Origin of the sequence: Micromonospora sp. WMMB235, assembly GCF_001855515.1 — a bacterium.
Lineage (GTDB): Bacteria > Actinomycetota > Actinomycetes > Mycobacteriales > Micromonosporaceae > Micromonospora > Micromonospora aurantiaca.
This window is the reverse complement of sequence record NZ_MDRX01000001.1, coordinates 1,625,702-1,642,741: the sequence shown is the minus strand read 5'-3', so window position 1 is coordinate 1,642,741 and position 17,040 is coordinate 1,625,702. Positions and strand designations below refer to the sequence as shown.

The window sequence follows — 17,040 nt, the reverse complement described above, 5'->3', positions numbered from 1 at the left end:
CCAGATGGTGCAAGTAATCACTGATCGGTGTGTACTTCGTGACCCGGAGTCAGTTGCGCCGTCGCCCGCCGCGCCGCGTCGAGCACCGCCACCGCGTCCGTCACCCCGGCGCCCGCCGACCGGCCCTCCCGGACCAGCACGGCGAAGTCCTCCGCCTGGCGGGCCAGGGCCGCGTACATGGTGGCGTCCCCGTCGGCCGGGTCGAGGAAGGCCAGCCGCTCGTGGTCGCGGGTGCCGAAGACCTCCACCGTCGCCATGTCGCCGCCGCGGTGGTGCCGGCCGAGCGAGACCAGCGCGGTGCCGCCGCCGGACAGGCCGAGCAACGCCTGCGCGCTGTCCACGTCCCGGCCGCGTACCGCCGGGTCGGTTACCGGACCGGCCGGCTGCACCGCGACCCGGTCGATCTCCTGCCCGGTCAGCCACCGGATCTGGTCGAACTCGTGCACGCCCATGTCCACGAAGATCCCGCCGCTGCCGGTGCGGAACGCCGCCGCGGGCGGCTCGCCGTCCCACTGCGCCGCGGCCACGAACAGCACCTCGCCGAGTTCGCCGCCGGCGATCCGCTCCCGCAGCCGGCACAGCTGCGGGACGAACCGGCGCCAGTAGGCGACCTGGAACGGGATCCCGGCGGCGGCGGCGACCCGCCCCGCCTCGGCCGCCCCGGCCGGGTCGAGCCCGGCCGGCTTCTCGCACAGCACCGGCAGCCCGGCCTTGGCGGCGGCCGCGACCAGCGCGCCGTGCCGCCCGGTGGGCGCGGTCACCAGGAGACCGTCCGGCGCGGCGTCCGCGAGCAGGTCCTCCACGCTCGGGTACGCGGGCAGCCCGGCCGCGGTGACCGCCTCCCGTGCCGCCGGAACCGGATCGACCACGTACCGGATCCGGACGCTCCGGTGGTCGGCCAGGGCGCGCAGGTGGTGGTGGCCCATCCGGCCCGCCCCCACCAGCGCCAGCCGGAACTCATCGCTGCCGGTCATCGTCGGTTCCCCTCTCCTCGTCGGTGTCATCGGTGCCGTCGCGGCCGTCGATGGTGTCGCGGCCGTCCGTACCGTCGTCGCCCAGCCAGCCGGCCAGCGCGGCCACCACGGCCGGCGCGCCGGTGCCGAAGACCTCGAACCCGTCGTGGCGCCACCGCCGGCTCACCCCGCCGGCGGCCTCGACCAGCGCCGCGCCGGCCGCGATGTCCCACGGCGCGGGGTCGAAGCTGACGAACGCGTCCAGTTCGCCGCGGGCCACGGCCGCCAGGTCGCAGACGGTGGAGCCGGTGTTGCGCAGGTCGGCGACCCGGGGCGCGACGCCGACGAGCGCCTGGTACGCCCGCCGTCGCGGCCCGGGCGCGTTCGGCACCGCGAACGCCACCAGGGCGTGCCCCGGCCGGGCCCCCCGGTTGACCGCGACCGGGGCGTCGCCGTCGAGCGCGCCGCCGTCGTCGAGCACCAGGCAGGCGCCGGTGGCCGGTTGCAGGACGGTGGCCGCGACCACCTGGCCGTCGCCCACGTCGCAGCCGGTCGCCACCGCGATGCTCACCGCGTACCGGCTCGCACCGTGGCTGAAGTTCAGCGTGCCGTCGAGCGGGTCGACGATCCAGCGCAGCCCGGAGCAGCCGGCGCTGGCACCGGACTCCTCGGCCAGGACGGCGTCCTGCGGCCGGTCCCGGGCGAGCAGGCCGAGGATGGCCCGCTCGCTGGCGTGGTCGGCGGTGGTCACCGGGTCCTGGGCCGCGCCGCCCTTGTGTTCGGTCTGCAAGCCCCGGCCCCGCGCCTCGCGGATCGCGTCCGCCCCGGCCCGCGCCGCGCGCAGGCTCAGGTGGCGCAGGTCGCCGGGAGCGGCGCCGATGCTCATCGCGCCACCTGCGCTTCCCGCGGCGCGGCGACCCGTGCGTAGCCGCCGTCCACGAACAGCAGTGGCGGGGTCGGCCGGAGCAGGCCCGCCGAGCGGACCGCGCCCATCAGTACCGCGTGGTCCCCGGCCGGGTCGGCGGATACCGCCTCGCAGCCGAAGTACGCCACCCCGTCGGTCAGCCGCGGGCAGCCGGTCGCCCGCTCGTCGTCGTAGGCCACACCCGCGAAGCCGTCGGCGCCCGCCGGGCGGCCCCGGCTGGCGAACCAGGCCGCCTCCTCGCGCTGGTCGTCGCCGAGCACAGTCACCGCGAACCGGCCGGTACGACGCACCGCGCCGAGCAGCCGGCAGTCCCGCCGCAGGCAGACCAGCAGCATCCGGGGCGACAGCGACACGGTGGTGAACGAGTTGACGGTCATCCCCACCGGGCCGTCGGGCCCGACGGCGGTCGCCACCGCCACCCCGGTGGCGAAGCGCCCGGCCACCGACCGGAACGCCCGCTCCTGGTCCTGTCCGTTCCCTGTGCCGGTCATCACCGTGCTCCTCTCGTCGCGCTGCCGACCAGGTCGGCGGCCCGCCGCCGGTCGGTCTTGCCGTTGACGTTCGTGGGCAGCGCGGCCACGTGGTGGATCCGCGCCGGCACCATGTAGGCGGGCAGGCGCTCGGCGCACCTGCGGGTCAGCTCGTCGGTGATCCCGGCGGCGCCGGTGTAGACCGCCCGCAGGGAGACGTCGTCACCCGTGCCGAACGCCAGCACCACCGCGTCCTGCACCCCCGGGTGGCCGCGCAGGACCATCTCGATCTCGCCCAGCTCGATCCGGTAGCCGCGCAGCTTCACCTGGTCGTCCAGGCGCCCGTGGTGCACGAACGTGCCGCGCTCGCGGCAGACCCGGTCACCGGTGCGGTAGTACCGGCGGTCCGCGTACGTGACGAACCGGCCCTCGTCGTCGGCCGGGTCGAGGTAGCCGTCGAACCGCTGCGGCCCGTGCACGCACAGCTCACCGTCGTCGACAGCGACGGTGCCGTCCTCGGCGCGCAGGATCGCGTCCAGCCCGGGGTGCGCGTCGCCGATCGGGACGGTGCCGTTGGAGGTCGCCGGCCAGGCCGCCGGATCCGCCGGCAGCCGGTGACCGGTGCACGTCACGGTCAGCTCGGTGGGACCGTAGAGGTTCTCCACCACGCTGCCCGGCGCCGCCGCCGCCCACGCCCGCGCCTGCTCCAGCGTCAGCGGCTCGCCGGCGAAGAGGCTGTGCCGCAGGCCGGGCATGGCGCCGGGGGAGAGCATCCGCATCCGGCGGGCCAGCGAGACCACCGAGGGCACCGAGAACCAGTGCGTGATCCGTCGTTCGTTGACGAACCGCACCGGCGTCAGCACCTCGTCCGGCTGCGGCACCACGAGCGTGGCGCCGCCGCCCCAGGCGACGAACATGTCGAACACGGACGGGTCGAAGGTCAGGTCGAAGGTCTGCGACAGCCGGTCACCCGGGCCGACCGGGTAGCGGTCCCGGCAGTACGCGAGGAACGCGTCCACGTTGCGGTGCCGGACCGGCACGCCCTTGGGCCGCCCGGTCGAGCCGGACGTGAACAGCAGGTACGCCACGTCGTCCGCCGCCACCGGCGCGGCCGGCGGCGGGACGGCGGGCGCGCCGTCGAGGCGTACCGTCACCGCGTCGCCCGCGACCTGCGCCGCGGTCGCCGCGCCCGCGTCGTCGACCACGAGCGCGTCCACGCCCGCGTCCCGGCACAGCCGGGCGGTGCGGACCGGTGGGAAGGCCGGATTGAGCGGCACCACCACCGCTCCGGCGCGCAGCGCGGCCAGATAACCGGCGTACGCGGGCAGGCTGCGGGCGGCCAGCAGGCCGACCGCGCGCGGGCGGTGGCCCACCTCGGCGTGGATCCGCCCGGCGAGGCCGTCGGCGAGGTCGCGCAGCCGGCGGTAGGTCACCGGCTCCCCGCCGACCTCCAGCGCGACCGCTTCGGGCACGCGTGCCACGGTCCGCTCGAACCAGGAGTAGAGACTCACGGCGTTGCTCCCTTCACTGTGCTGTCGTCGATCGGTCTTCCGGCGCCGCCGCGCGCGGGACGCGCGCTCAGGTCACCGCGCCCACCAGCTCGTCGGCGTGGTCGGCGATGCCAGCCAGCATCGCGCCGGTGGCGCCACCGGCGATGCCGAACATGGCCGCCTCGGTGCGCAGCTGCGCCTCCCCGCCGTCGCGGAACGCGTCCGCGCCGCGCAGGCGCACCGCCTCGGCGGCGACCCGGTCCACGGTCTCGGCGGCGCTGACCTTGAGCAGCATCCCGGTGACCGCGGACGGGACGGCCGCCGGCGCGTCCAGCAGCGGCGCGCACAGCGCGTCGAGCTGGTGCGTGGCGACCAGGCACCGGGCGTACCGCTCGCGGACCGCCGGGCGGTCCCACAGCGTGCCCGTCCCGGCCGGCCGCCGCCGCAGCCAGTCGTGCAGGCCGGCCAGCATCCGGTGGCACATCGCCCGGGCCCACAGCGCTCCGGCGACCCGCTCGACGCCGACCTGCCGGGCGAACCCGGCCAGCGCCCGGCCGGGGCGGCCCAGCACGGCTTCCGGGTCGAGCGCGACGCCGGCGAAGCGCAGGTGGCCCACGCCGGACCCGGCGAACGCCCGGCCGGCGGACTCGGCAGTCACGCCGGGCGCGGCGGCGGGCACCAGCACCCAGCAGAAGCTGGTGAAGTGCCGCGCCTCGCGGTGCCGGGCCAGCACCAGCGCCGCATCGCAGCTCGTCGCGTTGGTGATCCAGTCCTTGCCGCCGTCCAGGACGGCGCCGTCGTCGCCGGGCTTCACCCGGGTCGTGGCGTCGAGCAGGTCCGAGCCCGACCCGGCGGCGTCGGTGACGGCCAGCGCCACCACCGTCTCGCCGCGCAGCATCCCGCGTCGCGCGGCCTCCGCCGGGCCGGTCGCGCCGGCCAGCAGCGGCAGCACTGTGGCGACCTGGACGCAGACCGACAGCGTCACGCCGAGCGGGCACCGGGCGTCCAGCTCGGTGAGCAACGCCGACAGCCGCAGGGGGTCCGGCTGGACGCCGTCCGGGTAGAGCGCCTCGATGATCCCGGCGACGCCCAGCGCGCGCCACACGGCGCCGGAGTCGGTGGGGTCCACCCCGGACAGGGCCGCCCGCACCGCGGCGGCGTCGTCCCCGGCGGGCGTCGGCTCAGGCAAGACGCACCCCCGGGTCGCGCAGCGACAGCGCCCCGTTGGCCAGGCGCAGCCGGTCGTTGGCGTAGTTCAGCGAGGCCGAGCGCAGATCCCGGAAGGTGCGCTCCAGCGTCAGCGGCGAGTCGGTCAGGTAGCCGTGGCGCAGGCCCGTCAGCTCGACCAGTTCGTCGGCGGCGGCGAAGGACTCCTCGGCCGCCCGGATCTTCAACGTGTTGAGCAGCAGTTGCACCGGCGCCGCCGACATGTCCGGCGCGTCGGTGACCACCGAGACGGTGTGCCGCAGCAGCGCGTGCGCCGCGTCCAGCCGGGCGCGGATGTCGGCCAGCCGCAGCAGCACCAGCTCGGAGGAGGGGGCGAACTGCCGCCGTCCCGCCTCGCTGCGGGCGTGCCGCAGCACCCGGCCGTACGCCCCGGCCGCCGCCCCGATCCAGGCCGCCGACCAGCCCACGTGCGCCAGCGGCGCGAAGACCCGGGTGGCGATCTCCCGGAACCCGCCGTGCTCGCCGATGACCTGCCACTGCGGCACCGCGCCGCGCAGCCGCATCGGGACGCTGTGCGTGGCCCGCATGCCCAGCGGGCGCCACCCGCCGGTCACCTCGATCTCCACCTGGTCCCGGTCGGCGTAGACCAGGTCCACCTGGGCGGCCGAGCCGGCGCCCGGCGCGCGGGTGGTGATGAGGAAGGCGTCCGCGTACGGGCCGCCTGTCACGATCGGGGCCTGACGGTCGATCCGCAGCATCTCGCCGTCGTGCTCCAGCGCCGACTCGGAGGTCAGCAGGTGGCCGCCCTTGCCGGCCTCGGTGGTGACCGAGCCGAGATACCGCTCGCCCCGGGCCACCGCCGGCAGCACCTCGGCACGCAGCTTCTCCCCGCCGTACGCGGTGATCGCCGCGACCTGCTGGCAGTGCATGGCGAAGACCATCGCCACCGACATGTCCACCCGGCCCAGCGCCAGTGTGACGTCGACCAGGTCCGGCAGTGTGCCGCCGGCGCCGCCCTCGGCGGCCGGGACCAGCAGCCCCAGCAGCCCGGTACGGCGCATGGCGGTCAGCGCCTCGGTGGGGAAGGCGGCGTTCTCGTCGGACTGGCGGGCGTGCTCCGCCGCGATGTCGGCGACGGTCTCGACGGCCGGGGCGTACCCGGCGGCCGCGGTCATCGGGAACCACCGCCGACCGGGGTGCGCAGCTCCTCGACCACGCTCCACAGTCCACCGGCGGTGGCGAAGGTGGAGTCGACGAGCTTGTCGTCGGGCACGGCGACCCCGAACGTGTCCTCGATGGCGAACAGCAGCTCGATCTCGCGCATGGAGTCCAGGCCGAGGTCGCGCAGGCGGGCGTCCTCGGTGATCTCGTCCGGCCCGGCGAACTTGAGGAACGGGCGGAGCAACTCGGTGAATTCGGCGTTCATGACGTCACCTTTCTTCTCGGGGTTCGGCAGTGGCGCCCGGCGTGTCGACCGGGTGCCGCGTCAGGGTCAGCCGGGACGTCTCGACGACGCGGTCGCCGTCGCAGACGACCTCGACCGGCGCGGGGTGGCCGAGGAAGGCCAGCAGGCTCGCCGAGAGCCCGTACGCCCCGACGTTCGGCACGGCGAGCACGTCGCCCGGCCGTACGTCGGGCAGGTTCGCGGCGCGGGCCCAGGTGTCCAGCGGTGTGCACAGCGGCCCGGCGACGATCGCGGCCTCCAGCGGCGCGCCGTCGCGGCCGTCGGCGCTGTGCAGGGCGGGTACGAGCGGCGGCAGCCGGCGCAGGCCGGACATCCCGCCGAGGTGGTTGATGCCTGACTCCAGCACCACCACCGGCGTGCCCTGCGACCGCTTGACGTCCAGCACGCGGGTCAGCAGCGTGCCGGCGGTGGCGGTGAGGAACCGCCCCGACTCGAAGGCCACCTCGGGGGTGCCGTCGCGCCAGGCGGGGAAGAGGTCGTCCAGCGCCGCGGCGACCCGGTCGGCGAGGCCGGTCAGGTCCGCGTTGTGGCCGGGCCGGGCGAACGGCGCGCCGAAGCCGCCGCCGAGGTCGAGCAGGGTGAGGTCGATGCCGAGCAGGTCCCGCAGCCGCCGGGCGGTACGCGCCGCCGCGGTGAACTGGGCCACCAGCGCGTCCACCGAGTCGACGTTGCTGCCGGTGTAGAGGTGGAATCCGCGTACCGGGGCCGACGGGCGGGAGCGGAACCGCTGCGGTTCCTGTTCGATCCAGTCGACGTCGGCGCCGAACTGCGACGCGACGCCGGTCATGGTCAGCCCCTGGCCCGGGTTGGGCACCCGGTCGTTCACGCGCAGCAGGCAGCGCAGTTCGACGCCGTGCGCGGCGGCGATCCGGTCGGCCTGGTCGAGGCCGGCCGGCGAGTCGACGGAGAACCAGCGGACCCCGGCGCGTACCGCCCCGGCCACCTCGGCGTCGCGCTTGCCGGGTCCGGTGTAGAGCATCCGGTCGCCCGGAACGCCGGCCCGCAGCGCCGCGGCGAGTTCGCCCGGGGAGCAGATCTCGGCGTCGCAGCCGGCGGTGTGCAGCGCCGCGACCAGCGCCGGGTGCGGGTTGGCCTTGAGCGAGTAGAACAGCCGGCTGGGCGCGGGCAGCGCGGCGACCAGGGTGGCGTGGCTGGCACGTACCCGGGCCAGGTCGTAGCGGTACGCGGGGGTGTCGAAGGGCAGGTCAGCCACGGTGCTCACCCGCCAGCCGGGCCAGCGCCCGCCGGTCCACCTTGCCGTTGCCGGTCAGCGGCAGGTCGGGCAGCACGACGCAGCGCGCCGGCACCTTCATCTCCTCCAGCTGTTCCCGCAGCCGGCGCAGCACGTCGGCGGAGGTCAGCTCGGCCACCACGAACAGCGTCGCGCCGTCGCAGCCGTCGGCCGGCGGCAGCACCCCGGCCGCGTCCACGCCGTCGACCCGGTACGCGGCGGCCTCCACCTCGGTGGCGCTGACCCGGGTGCCCTTCTCCTTGTAGACGTCGTCGCGCCGGCCGGCGAAGTGGACGTACCCGTCGGCGTCCACGTGACCGTGGTCGCCGGTGTGCAGCTGCGGGAACAGCCCGTGGGCGCGGCGGAAGCGTTGCGCTGTCAGTTCGGGCCGCCGCCAGTAGCCGGCCATCACGTGCGGGCCGCGTACCACCAGCTCGCCGCGGACGCCCGGTGGCTGACGCCGCCCCTCGGCGTCGACTGTGAAGATCTCGGTGCCTGGTAGCGCCCGCCCGCAGGCGCCGGGCCGGCGCAGGTCGGCGTCCGGCGGCATGATCGCCGCGCGTTTGCACTCGGTGAGGCCGAACATCAGCTGGACGCTCAGGCCGGGCAGCAGCCGGCGCAGGCCGGCCAGCACCTCCGGCGGCATGGCCGCGCCGGTGTTGGTGAGCAGGCGCAGCGGCGGGCGCGGCGCGCCGGCCCGGCCGAGCAGCCGCAGCAGGTTGATCGCGAGCGACGGTACGCAGGGCAGCACCGTGGCGCCGGACTCGACGAGGGTCGCCAGCAGGCGGCCACCGGTGTCCCCGGGATCACCGAGGCGCAGCCGGGCGCCGGCCACGGTGCTGAGGAAGATCTGGTAGAGGCCGTAGTCGAACGACGGCGGCAGCAGGACGTGCACCACGTCGTCGGGCCGGTAGCGCAGCTCCGACTGGATCGCCCGGACCGCGAACGTGACCTGGGCGTGCGTGGACACCACGGCCTTCGGCATGCCGGTGCTGCCGGAGGTGTAGATCAGGCAGACCGGGTCGACAGCGAGCGGGGCCGGACCGGCGGGCGCGCCGCCGATGGCCACGCCGGACGCGGCGCGGCGCGCCTCGGCCGCGCCGCGCACCGGGACGCCGCGGGCGCGAGACAGGCCGGTCAGGACCGGGTCGTCGGTGAGGACCAGGCCCGGCTCGGCGTCGTCGAGCACGTGGGCGAGGGCGACCTCGGGGGCCGGCGTCCGGAGGACGACGAAGACCGCGCCGGCCCGGGCGACCGCGTACAGCAGCGCCGGCAGGGTCGCGTCGGCGGGCAGCGCCACCAGGACCCGGTCGCCGCGCCGGACGCCCTGCCCGCGCAGCCAGCCGGCCAGGTGCAGGCTGTCGGCCCGGACCTGACGGTACGTGAACTCGACGGTCCCGTCCCCGACGGCGGGCGCGTCGGGGCGCGCGCCGGCGGTGCGGTCCAGCAGGTCGTGCAGCAGTTCGGTACTCATCGGGTACCTCCGGTGGCGGCGCCGAACATGGCGCACAGGGAGCCGACGTCGCGCAGGTCGGCCGCTGACAGCGCGGTGGCCGGCACCTCGACGCCGAGCCGGCGTTCGACCCGGTCGATGACGTCGACCAGCCGGAACGAGTCGAAGCCGGGCAGTTCCCGGAGCACGTCGGTGGTGCGCAGGGCCGAGCCGTCCAGGTCCAGGGTGTCGCCGAGCGCGCCGAGCACCGCCGCCCGTACCCCGTCGTCACCGGCCCGCTCCGGCGCGGGCGGCGCGGCGGCGTCGCCGGTCGTGCCGGGCGGCCCGGCGATCGACTCCAGCGCGGCCAGGTGGTCGGCGATCAGCTCGCCGAGCGCGTCCGCCAGTTCCGGCGCGGCCGGCCGGCCCGCCTGGGCCCGCCGCAGCGCCACGTAGCTGCGCGTGGCGAGTTGCTGCCAGCGCGCGGCCTGCCCGGCCAGCGCGGCGGCGGCCTCCGGCGCGACCGCGGCGAGCCAGCGTTCGTGCAGGTCGCGGGCGCGGGCCAGCAGCCAGACGTCGAGGACGAAGCGGTGCAGCCCGGCCACGGTGTCCAGGGCGGCGCCGGTGCGGGTCAGGTAGTTGTCGATCTCCGGGCGGGCCCGGCCGGCCCGGGCGGCGTTGCCGGCGAGCATGGCGGGCACGTCGATCTCCGGGGCCGGGTGCGCCGTCACCGCCAGGGTGTGCGCGCCGCCGGCCAGCGCCGTGTCGAACGCGGCGGCGGGCAGCCGCCACACGCCGGGACGCGCGGGGCCCCAGGCGGTGTCGTTGTGGTACGCGTCGACCACTGTGACCTCGTCCGGCGCGGCGGCCGTGACGAGGAAGCTGTGCCGCATGTGTTCGTGTTCGTGGTAGGGGCACCAGGGCAGGTCGTACGCGTCGGCGGTGACGTAGAGCGGCTGGCCGGGCGCGCACAGCCGCCGCACCTGCGGGCCGTCGAGCTGCATCCACCGGCCCTCGACCCGCAGGCCCAGCAGGTCGACCGCCTCGGCGGCCCGGTCGTCCGAGGTCGCCTCGACTGTGACCAGGCCGTCCTGGTCCCGGGTGCGGAACCCGTACCGGGCGCCGAGGGCGAGGTGGCTGCCGGACCCGTTCGCATGGTCGGCCAGCAGGGCGAAGCTCGTCTGGAGACAGTCCAGCGCGGTCGCGTGCAGGCCGGTCAGGATCGGCGTCCACACCGGATCCGTGGTCGGCCGGTCCGGCGCGTTCGGGACGTGGTGGGACATGGGGGACTCCTCGATGCGGGTACGTGGGGCGGGGCCGCCGGCGCGGAGGGTGCCGCGCCGGCGGCCGGTACGAAGGTCAGCTGCCGGCGCGGCCGTCCAGACCGTTGGCCCAGGAGGCGAGCGCCTGCGCCTGCTCGGCCAGCGCGTGCTCGTCGGTGCCGATCGGGTCCTTGAAGAAGAACCCCAGCTCCTCGATCGGGCCGACGTGGCCGGCCCGGTGCGCCGCGGCGGTCAGCCGGGCCAGATCGAGCACGAGCGGGGCGGCCAGCGTGGAGTCCACCCCGCTCCAGGTCAGCTGCATGGACATCCGGACGCCCAGGAACCCCTCGAACGAGACGTGGTCCCAGGCGGTCTTGTGGTCGCCCAGGTCCGGCACGTTGTCGATGTGCAGCGGGGCCGTGACGTCCTCACCGAGCAGCGCGGGCAGCACGCCCGACTTCGAGCTGAGCTTGCTGCGCGCGTTGCGCGGGTCCTCCAGCGTCGCGCCGTCACCGCCGCCGAGCAGGTTCACGCCGGCCCAGGAGAGCACGTGCAGGGCGCGGCTGGTGAACATCGGCGCCAGGGCGGTACGCAGCAGCGTCTCCCCGGTCTTGCCGTCGGAGCCGGCGAACGGCACGCGCTCCCGCTGCGCCATCATCTCCAGCGCGGGCAGCCGGGCGCCGGTGGACGGGGTGAAGTCGACGAAGCCGCAACCGGCCTGGAACGCCGCGTACGCGACCACCGAGCTGGCCGGCAGCGCCTTGTCGTCCGGGTCGGCCATGGCGCGGGTCAGCGCGTCCAGGTCGTCGTACTCGGGCCGGTGGTCGGCCGGCGGCTCGGTCGAGGACACGTTGATGACGACGACCCGGGACAGCCCGTAACGGCTGCGGAACTCCTCGATGTCGCCGGCCAGCCGGTCGACCACCTCGGCCAGCGGTGCGGTCTCGGTACGCGCGTCGTAACCGGTGCGCAGGTTCTGCTCGACCTCGGGCAGGCTGCCGCGCACGGCGGCCAGCACCGGCGCCGGGATGACCCCGGAGTCGACGAGCGACTCGGCCTTCTTCTCCAGCGGCGTGTCGACGATGTCGTGCCCGCCGACCACCAGGTCGTTCCAGCTCGCCAGCGGCGCGTCGCGCAGCATGCCGGTGTCGGTGACGCAGCCGGTCGAGTCGGCCATGCCGGCGCGCAGCGCCAGCAGACCGGTGATCGCGGTGGTGGCGACCGAACCGCGGGCGCCGTTGAGCCACACGCCGACGGGCGCGTCCGTGTCGGGGGACGGGGTCGGGGCGTGCGAGGTCTCGCGTTGGGTGACGGTCACGGGAAGACTCCTTCTCTGGGTGCGCCGGGACGGCGCGGTTCAGCGGGTGAGCACCTTGGTGACGGCGGCGGCGATGTCCTCCATGTCCTGTTCGGCGCCGAGGAAGGTGCTGTGGTGTGTCTGGACGGTGTGGGCGGCGAGCCACTCGGTGTTGGGGTACGTGCGCTCCCGGTGGATCGCCGCGAAGCGTTCGGCCAGCGGCGCGAGCAGCGGCTTCGTCCACGGCTGGAGCAGCCGGCTGCGGTGCAGCGGCTCGTCGGTGCAGTAGAACCGCCGGCTCAGCTCGGCGGTGAGCGCGGCGGCCACGGCGGCGTTGTCCATGCCGGCCGGGAACTGGTCGAAGACGATCGTGCCCTCGTAGATCGAGATGCGCGTCTGCCCCGCCGCGGGTCGCAGCAGCCGTACGCCGTCCACGCCGTCCAGCAGCTCGCCGAGCAGCCGGTAGTTGTGGTTGCGTACCTCGTGCTGCTCGTCCAGGGTGGTCAGTTGCGCGCAGGCCACTGCGGCGGAGAACTCGTCCAGGCAGAAGTTGGCCCCCTGCACACCGGCGCTCTCCTCCAGGTCCAGTTCCCCCGGGGGCGTCCGGTCGCCGCGGTAGCGGCGCGAGTCGGCCCGCAGCTCCTGGAGCACCGGCGCGAGCGTGTCGTCGTCGGTGACCACGGCCCCGCCCTCACCGCAGGTGAGTACCTTGCCGTGCTGGAAGCTGAAGCAGCCGATCCGGCCGAGCGAGCCGGCTTGACGGCCCTGCCAGGTGGCGCCGTGGGCCTGCGCGCAGTCCTCCACGACGGAGATGCCGCGCGGCCTCGTGACCGCGTCGAGCGCCGGCACGTCGGCCATGTTGGAGGCCCAGTGCACGGCGACCACGGCACGCGGGTCCACCGACAGGTCGAGGTCGTCCGGCCCGACGCAGCCGGTGTCACGGTCGACGTCGACGAGCACCGGGACCAGGCCGGCGCGCAGCGCGGCGGTTGCGGAGGCGGTCCAGGTCAGCGCCGGTACGAGCACCGTCTCGCCGTAGCCGAGGCCGAGTGACTCCATGGCCACCACCAGGGCGCTCGACCCGTGGTCGACGGGTACGCAGTGGCGGGTGCCGACGTAGCGGGCGAAGTCGGCCGCGAAGCGGCGCTCGAACAGGACGGCGTCGCCGACCGACGGGCTGCTGATCGCCCACCGGCCGCCGGTCAGCACCGCGGAGAGGTTGCCGGCGGCGTCCGGCGCGGGGATCGGCCAGCGTGGCCATGGACGGTCGGGCGGGCGGACCGGCCGGCCACCGTCCACGGCGAGCCGCCGGTCGAGAGGGATGGAGGTCGTCATGTCTTCGACCTTGATGCTCATCGATACATCAGCGGTACACACGCGATAGCCGGGACGGCCGGAGCCGTGTATCGGTGTTGTATCCCGGTGGTCGAACCTCGGGGTATGAGCCGATCCGCATCGCCCGTGGGCGAACCGACCGAACCTCGCGCCGTCGCGCGTGGCGTCTCCGTCGTCATCCCGGTCAAGGACCGGGTGGCGGAGATGCGCCGCCAGCTCCGCAGCCTGCGCGACGCCGCCCCGAACTGCCCGGAGCCGGTGGAGGTGGTGGTCGTCGACGACTCGGCGCCGGCCGCGGCCGCCGCGCACCGCGCCGCCTGCGCCGAGTACGGCGCCCGCTACGTGCGCGGCCCCCGGCACGTCGGGGCCAAACGGAACCTGGGCGTCCGGCACGCCCGCTACGACCTGCTGCTGTTCACCGACTCCGACTGCCGGGTGCCGGCCGATCTGATCACCCGGTACGCGGCCCGGCTGCGCGCCTCCGGCGAGGAGGTCGCCGGCGTCACCGGCCCGGTGGTCGTCGAGCCCGGCGACAGCGCGTTCTTCCGCGTGATGCGCCGCTCGTACCTGCTGCTCGGCGACCTGACCCGGCCGCTGCACTACGAGCGCGTGTCCTGGGGCGCCGGGGCGAACATGGCCCTGAAGCGCTCCGTCTTCGAGGCGGTCGGCGGATTCCCGGAGGACTCCCCGATGCCGCTGGGCGGGGAGGACCTGCACCTCGGGCTGCTGCTCACCGACGCCGGCTACGCGCTGCTCACCGACCCGGGCGGGGTGATCACCCACGACACCGGCGTCGCCGACACGTTCCGCGCGGTCGCCTACCGGTTCACCACCTACGGGCGCTCCGAGCAGTGGCTCTGCCTCGCCCACCCGCACCGGCGCCGGTTCGTGCTCAACACCGCCAGCACGCTCGCGGTGACCGCCCTGGCCGGGCTGCTCACCGCCCGGCGCAGCGGGGGGCGCAGTCTGCTCGCGGTACCGGCCGTCGCGGCCGCCGTGATCGCCGCGAAGACACCCGGCCGGCTCGGCGGTGACCGGGGACCGCGCGCGGTGGCCGAGTCGATGGCCTGCGCGGCGATCGAGACGCTGTTCGACGGGGCCGCGTTCGTCACCTCGCTCCGGCTCGGCCGCCCCGACCTGCTCTTCACCGGCTTCCGCGCGCCGGACGAGGCCGACTACCAGCCGGACGGGACGGACTGCCAGCCGGACGGGACGGACCGCCGGCCGGACGAGGTGGACCGGCGACCGGTCCCGCCGGTGGCCGCGCCGCCGGTGGCGGCCTGACGGGGGGAGTCGCAGTGCCGACGACGTTTCCGCTGGCCCCCGGCCAGCAGATGATGTGGGAGTTCATGACCGCGCTCGACCCGGCCCGTCCCGGTGCCGCCCGGCTCGTGGTGGTGGAGTTCCGCCGGCTGCGGGGCAGCCTGCGGGTCGACGTGCTGCGGCAGGCGATGCAGGACGTGGTGGACCGGCACGACGCGCTGCGGATGCGGTTCGACCGCATCGGCGTGGAGCCCGAGGTGCGGATCCTGCCGCACGTCGAGTCGCCGCTGGAGCACGTCGATCTGTCCGGCCTGCCGCCGGCCGAGCAGCAGGTCCGCGTCGAGCGGATCGCGTACGCGCACCGCAACGACGAGTTCGACCCCGGCCGGGCGCCGCTGTGGCGGGCCGCCCTGGTCCGGCTCTCCGAGACCGAGCACGTGCTCGCGCTCTGCTTCTTCCACATGGTCTCCGACGGCTGGTCGTGCCGCGTCGTGGTGGAGGACCTGTGCCACGCGTACGCGGCCCGGCTCGGCGCGGCCGATCCGCAGCCGCCGCTGGGCGTGGACCACACCGCGCTCGCCGCGCTCCAGGAGGCGGAGCAGGCCGGGAACGGCGTCGACGCCGCCGCCCGGGCCGCGTACTGGCGGGACCGGCTGCGGCCGGTGGAGCCGTACCAGCTGTTCCCGGCGTCGCCACCGGCGCCGGACGTCGCGCTCAGCGCGGAGGTGGCCACCCGCTTCGCGTTCCCGCCCGAGGTCACCGCGCGGCTGCGCCCGGCCGCCCGGCGGGCCCGCACCAGCCCGTACGTGCTGCTGCTCGCCGCCTACCTGGTGCTGCTGTCGCGGCGGGCCGGCCGGCCCCGGGTGGTGCTGGGCACCACCACGCTGGGCCGGGAGAGCCCGCTGTCGCGGCAACTCGTCGGCCAGTTCACCAACAACGTCTACCTGCCCGTCGCGGTCGCGGCGGACGCGCCGATGAGCGCGGTGGTAGACGCCGCGCACGCCTCGCTGGCCGAGGCCGTCGCGCACGCCACCGCGTTCCACCGGCTGGCCCGGGCGGTCCGCCCCGACTTCGCGGCGATCCGCCCCTGGCCGGACAACCACCTGTTCGACGCCTGGTTCCAGTCCGCCGCGTCGGCGTCGCCGGTGCTGCACTGCCCGGGGCTGCGGGTGGAGCCGGTCGACATCACCGCCCGGCCCGCGCCCGGCACACCGCCGCCGGTGGTCGCCGCCGACGTGCCGCCCGAATGCCTGCCCGTCTGGGTCAAGCGGGGCTCACCGATCGTCGTGGTGGACGACGACCGGGCCGGCGGCGTGGTGATCCGCAACCGGGGTGTCTTCGGCGACGACCTCGTCCGCGGGCTCATCGACGACTACGTCGCGGTGGTCTCGGCGCTCGTCACCGACCCCGGGACCACCCCGGCGGAGGTACACCTTCCTGACGGTGCGTGCTTCCTCGACCACGCGATCGGGTAGGAGTTCCGACGGACCGATCGGAGAGAGGTACGACGACCATGACGGACACCTCGACGAACCAGCACACGACGGAGCAGCCCGCGCCGCCGGTGCCACGCTCGGCCGCACGGGCCCGCTGGTCGGTGGCGCTGCTCTTCGTCATCATGGGCCTGGCCATCGGCGGGTGGTCGGCCCGCGTGCCGGAGGTGCGGGACGCGGTAGGCGTCGGCAACACCGGCTGGGGCCTGGCCAACATCGCCACGAACGCCGGGGAGCTGGTCTCCCTGGTCGTGGTGGCGGTGCTGATCAGCCGGATCAACACCCGCCGGCTGGCGCTGGCCGGGGCGGCGCTGATCCTGGTCAACGCGCCGCTGCTGGCCGCGTCCACCACAGTGGTGGCGCTTGTCGGCGGGCTGGCGGTCTGGGGCTTCGCGGCGAACCTGCTGGCCACGCCGATGAACGCCCAGTCGGTCGAGGTGCAGAAGCGCTACGGGCGGCCCATCCTGTCCACCTTCCACGCCGGCTTCAGCATCGGCATGCTGGCCGGTGGCCTGTGCGGCACCGGCGCCGCGGCGATCGGGATGTCCCCGTCGGCGCAGATGGCTGTCACCAGCGTCCTGCTGGGAGCGCTGCTGGTCGGTACGCACCGCTGGCTGCCTGATACGCCCCGGCAGGAGACGAAGGACGGCGAGGACCGGCGGCGGCTGCGTGACCGGTTCACCCCGCAGCTGCTGCTGCTTGCGGTGATCGCTTTCCTCGCCTCGTTCATCGAGATGGCCGGCGCACAGTGGAGCGCGCTGTACGCGACCGAGGTCGCGGGCGCTGCCGCGGTGCTCGCCGCGGCCACGTACACCTGCCTGTCGCTGGCCGCCACCGTCGCCCGGCTGTTCGGCGACCGGCTGGCCGGCCGGTTCGGACGGATCCGCTTCGTCCGGCTGTCCGCGCTCGTCGCCACCGCCGGCGTGGCGCTGCCGGTGGCGTACCCCCATCCGGCCGCGGTGATGGCCGGCTTCGGACTGCTCGGCTTCGGCCTGGCGTGCGTGACCCCGACGGTGCTCGGCTTCGCCGGCGAGCAGCCCGGCCTCACCTCGGGTGAGGGCGTCTCGGTGGTGGCGATGGGCCAGTGGCCGGGCGCGTTGCTCGCGGCGCCGGTGATCGGCCTGCTCGCCGGCGCCCTGGACCTGCGCAGCGCGTTCGTGGTGGTGGCCGTGATGGCGATCGCCGTGGTGGCGCTGATCGGGCGGGTCCGGGCGACGGCGTTGCCCGGCGAGAGCCCGGTCCCGCCCCGGCCGTGAC

Annotated in this window: 15 protein-coding genes; 3 read left to right on the top strand and 12 right to left on the bottom strand. The window is 75.5% G+C overall.

All coding sequences use genetic code 11. The annotated features are described in order from the left end of the window. Positions 1-17: 17 nt before the first annotated feature. The 12 genes from BFV98_RS07140 to BFV98_RS07085 form a co-directional block, all read right to left on the bottom strand. Entirely contained in the window at positions 18-974 is a 957-nt protein-coding gene (locus BFV98_RS07140) for a Gfo/Idh/MocA family oxidoreductase (RefSeq protein WP_030268846.1), read from the bottom strand. Continuing rightward, positions 958-1,839 carry an inositol monophosphatase family protein gene (locus tag BFV98_RS07135; RefSeq protein WP_071095528.1) on the bottom strand — a complete coding sequence of 294 codons (882 nt, stop codon included), beginning with the start codon at positions 1,837-1,839 and terminating at the stop codon, positions 958-960. The genes BFV98_RS07140 and BFV98_RS07135 overlap by 17 nt, the downstream gene beginning before the upstream one ends. Next, on the bottom strand, positions 1,836-2,369 hold the full coding sequence (locus tag BFV98_RS07130; RefSeq protein ID WP_013285775.1) for a flavin reductase family protein: 534 nt from the start codon (positions 2,367-2,369) through the stop codon (positions 1,836-1,838). Before BFV98_RS07130 ends, BFV98_RS07135 begins: the two co-directional genes overlap by 4 nt. Beyond that, entirely contained in the window at positions 2,369-3,859 is a 1,491-nt protein-coding gene (locus BFV98_RS07125) for an amino acid adenylation domain-containing protein (protein WP_071095526.1), read from the bottom strand. Before BFV98_RS07125 ends, BFV98_RS07130 begins: the two co-directional genes overlap by 1 nt. 67 nt (positions 3,860-3,926) lie before the next feature. After that, positions 3,927-5,027, bottom strand: coding sequence for an acyl-CoA dehydrogenase family protein (locus BFV98_RS07120; RefSeq protein WP_071095524.1), 1,101 nt, complete (start codon positions 5,025-5,027; stop codon positions 3,927-3,929). Continuing rightward, positions 5,020-6,180 carry an acyl-CoA dehydrogenase family protein gene (locus BFV98_RS07115; RefSeq protein WP_071095522.1) on the bottom strand — a complete coding sequence of 387 codons (1,161 nt, stop codon included), beginning with the start codon at positions 6,178-6,180 and terminating at the stop codon, positions 5,020-5,022. The genes BFV98_RS07120 and BFV98_RS07115 overlap by 8 nt, the downstream gene beginning before the upstream one ends. Next, positions 6,177-6,431, bottom strand: a complete 255-nt coding sequence (locus BFV98_RS07110) for a phosphopantetheine-binding protein (protein WP_013285779.1) — start codon at positions 6,429-6,431, stop codon at positions 6,177-6,179. The genes BFV98_RS07115 and BFV98_RS07110 overlap by 4 nt, the downstream gene beginning before the upstream one ends. A gap of 4 nt (positions 6,432-6,435) precedes the next feature. Then, positions 6,436-7,683 carry a decarboxylase gene (locus BFV98_RS07105; protein WP_071098782.1) on the bottom strand — a complete coding sequence of 416 codons (1,248 nt, stop codon included), beginning with the start codon at positions 7,681-7,683 and terminating at the stop codon, positions 6,436-6,438. Beyond that, positions 7,676-9,175 carry a class I adenylate-forming enzyme family protein gene (locus BFV98_RS07100; protein WP_071095519.1) on the bottom strand — a complete coding sequence of 500 codons (1,500 nt, stop codon included), beginning with the start codon at positions 9,173-9,175 and terminating at the stop codon, positions 7,676-7,678. The genes BFV98_RS07105 and BFV98_RS07100 overlap by 8 nt, the downstream gene beginning before the upstream one ends. Next, a complete protein-coding gene (locus BFV98_RS07095; RefSeq protein ID WP_071095517.1) occupies positions 9,172-10,416 on the bottom strand; it encodes an acyl carrier protein in 1,245 nt (414 codons plus the stop codon). The genes BFV98_RS07100 and BFV98_RS07095 overlap by 4 nt, the downstream gene beginning before the upstream one ends. A gap of 76 nt (positions 10,417-10,492) precedes the next feature. After that, entirely contained in the window at positions 10,493-11,713 is a 1,221-nt protein-coding gene (locus BFV98_RS07090) for an inositol-3-phosphate synthase (RefSeq protein WP_013285783.1), read from the bottom strand. Between the two features lie 39 nt (positions 11,714-11,752). Continuing rightward, the gene (locus BFV98_RS07085; RefSeq protein WP_232236609.1) at positions 11,753-13,027 is read right to left on the bottom strand and encodes a DegT/DnrJ/EryC1/StrS aminotransferase family protein; all 1,275 of its coding nucleotides are present in this window, start codon (positions 13,025-13,027) and stop codon (positions 11,753-11,755) included. Positions 13,028-13,132: 105 nt separating this feature from the next. Here BFV98_RS07085 and BFV98_RS07080 point away from each other — a divergent pair, with 105 nt between their 5' ends. The 3 genes from BFV98_RS07080 to BFV98_RS07070 are packed head-to-tail and all read left to right on the top strand — an operon-like array spanning position 13,133 to position 17,039. After that, positions 13,133-14,311, top strand: a complete 1,179-nt coding sequence (locus tag BFV98_RS07080; protein WP_030268867.1) for a glycosyltransferase — start codon at positions 13,133-13,135, stop codon at positions 14,309-14,311. Between the two features lie 14 nt (positions 14,312-14,325). Beyond that, a complete protein-coding gene (locus BFV98_RS07075; RefSeq protein WP_071095515.1) occupies positions 14,326-15,765 on the top strand; it encodes a condensation domain-containing protein in 1,440 nt (479 codons plus the stop codon). Positions 15,766-15,803: 38 nt separating this feature from the next. After that, positions 15,804-17,039, top strand: a complete 1,236-nt coding sequence (locus BFV98_RS07070) for an MFS transporter (protein ID WP_071095513.1) — start codon at positions 15,804-15,806, stop codon at positions 17,037-17,039. The last annotated feature ends 1 nt before the right edge of the window (position 17,040 follow it).

Coding starts and splice junctions, on each gene's coding strand:
- BFV98_RS07100 (WP_071095519.1), bottom strand. CDS start 9,175: ATGAGTACCGAACTGCTGCACGACCTGCTGGACCGCACCGCCGGCGCG.
- BFV98_RS07070 (WP_071095513.1), top strand. CDS start 15,804: ATGACGGACACCTCGACGAACCAGCACACGACGGAGCAGCCCGCGCCG.
- BFV98_RS07115 (WP_071095522.1), bottom strand. CDS start 6,180: ATGACCGCGGCCGCCGGGTACGCCCCGGCCGTCGAGACCGTCGCCGAC.
- BFV98_RS07135 (WP_071095528.1), bottom strand. CDS start 1,839: ATGAGCATCGGCGCCGCTCCCGGCGACCTGCGCCACCTGAGCCTGCGC.
- BFV98_RS07095 (WP_071095517.1), bottom strand. CDS start 10,416: ATGTCCCACCACGTCCCGAACGCGCCGGACCGGCCGACCACGGATCCG.
- BFV98_RS07110 (WP_013285779.1), bottom strand. CDS start 6,431: ATGAACGCCGAATTCACCGAGTTGCTCCGCCCGTTCCTCAAGTTCGCC.
- BFV98_RS07140 (WP_030268846.1), bottom strand. CDS start 974: ATGACCGGCAGCGATGAGTTCCGGCTGGCGCTGGTGGGGGCGGGCCGG.
- BFV98_RS07085 (WP_232236609.1), bottom strand. CDS start 13,027: ATGACGACCTCCATCCCTCTCGACCGGCGGCTCGCCGTGGACGGTGGC.
- BFV98_RS07080 (WP_030268867.1), top strand. CDS start 13,133: ATGAGCCGATCCGCATCGCCCGTGGGCGAACCGACCGAACCTCGCGCC.
- BFV98_RS07130 (WP_013285775.1), bottom strand. CDS start 2,369: ATGACCGGCACAGGGAACGGACAGGACCAGGAGCGGGCGTTCCGGTCG.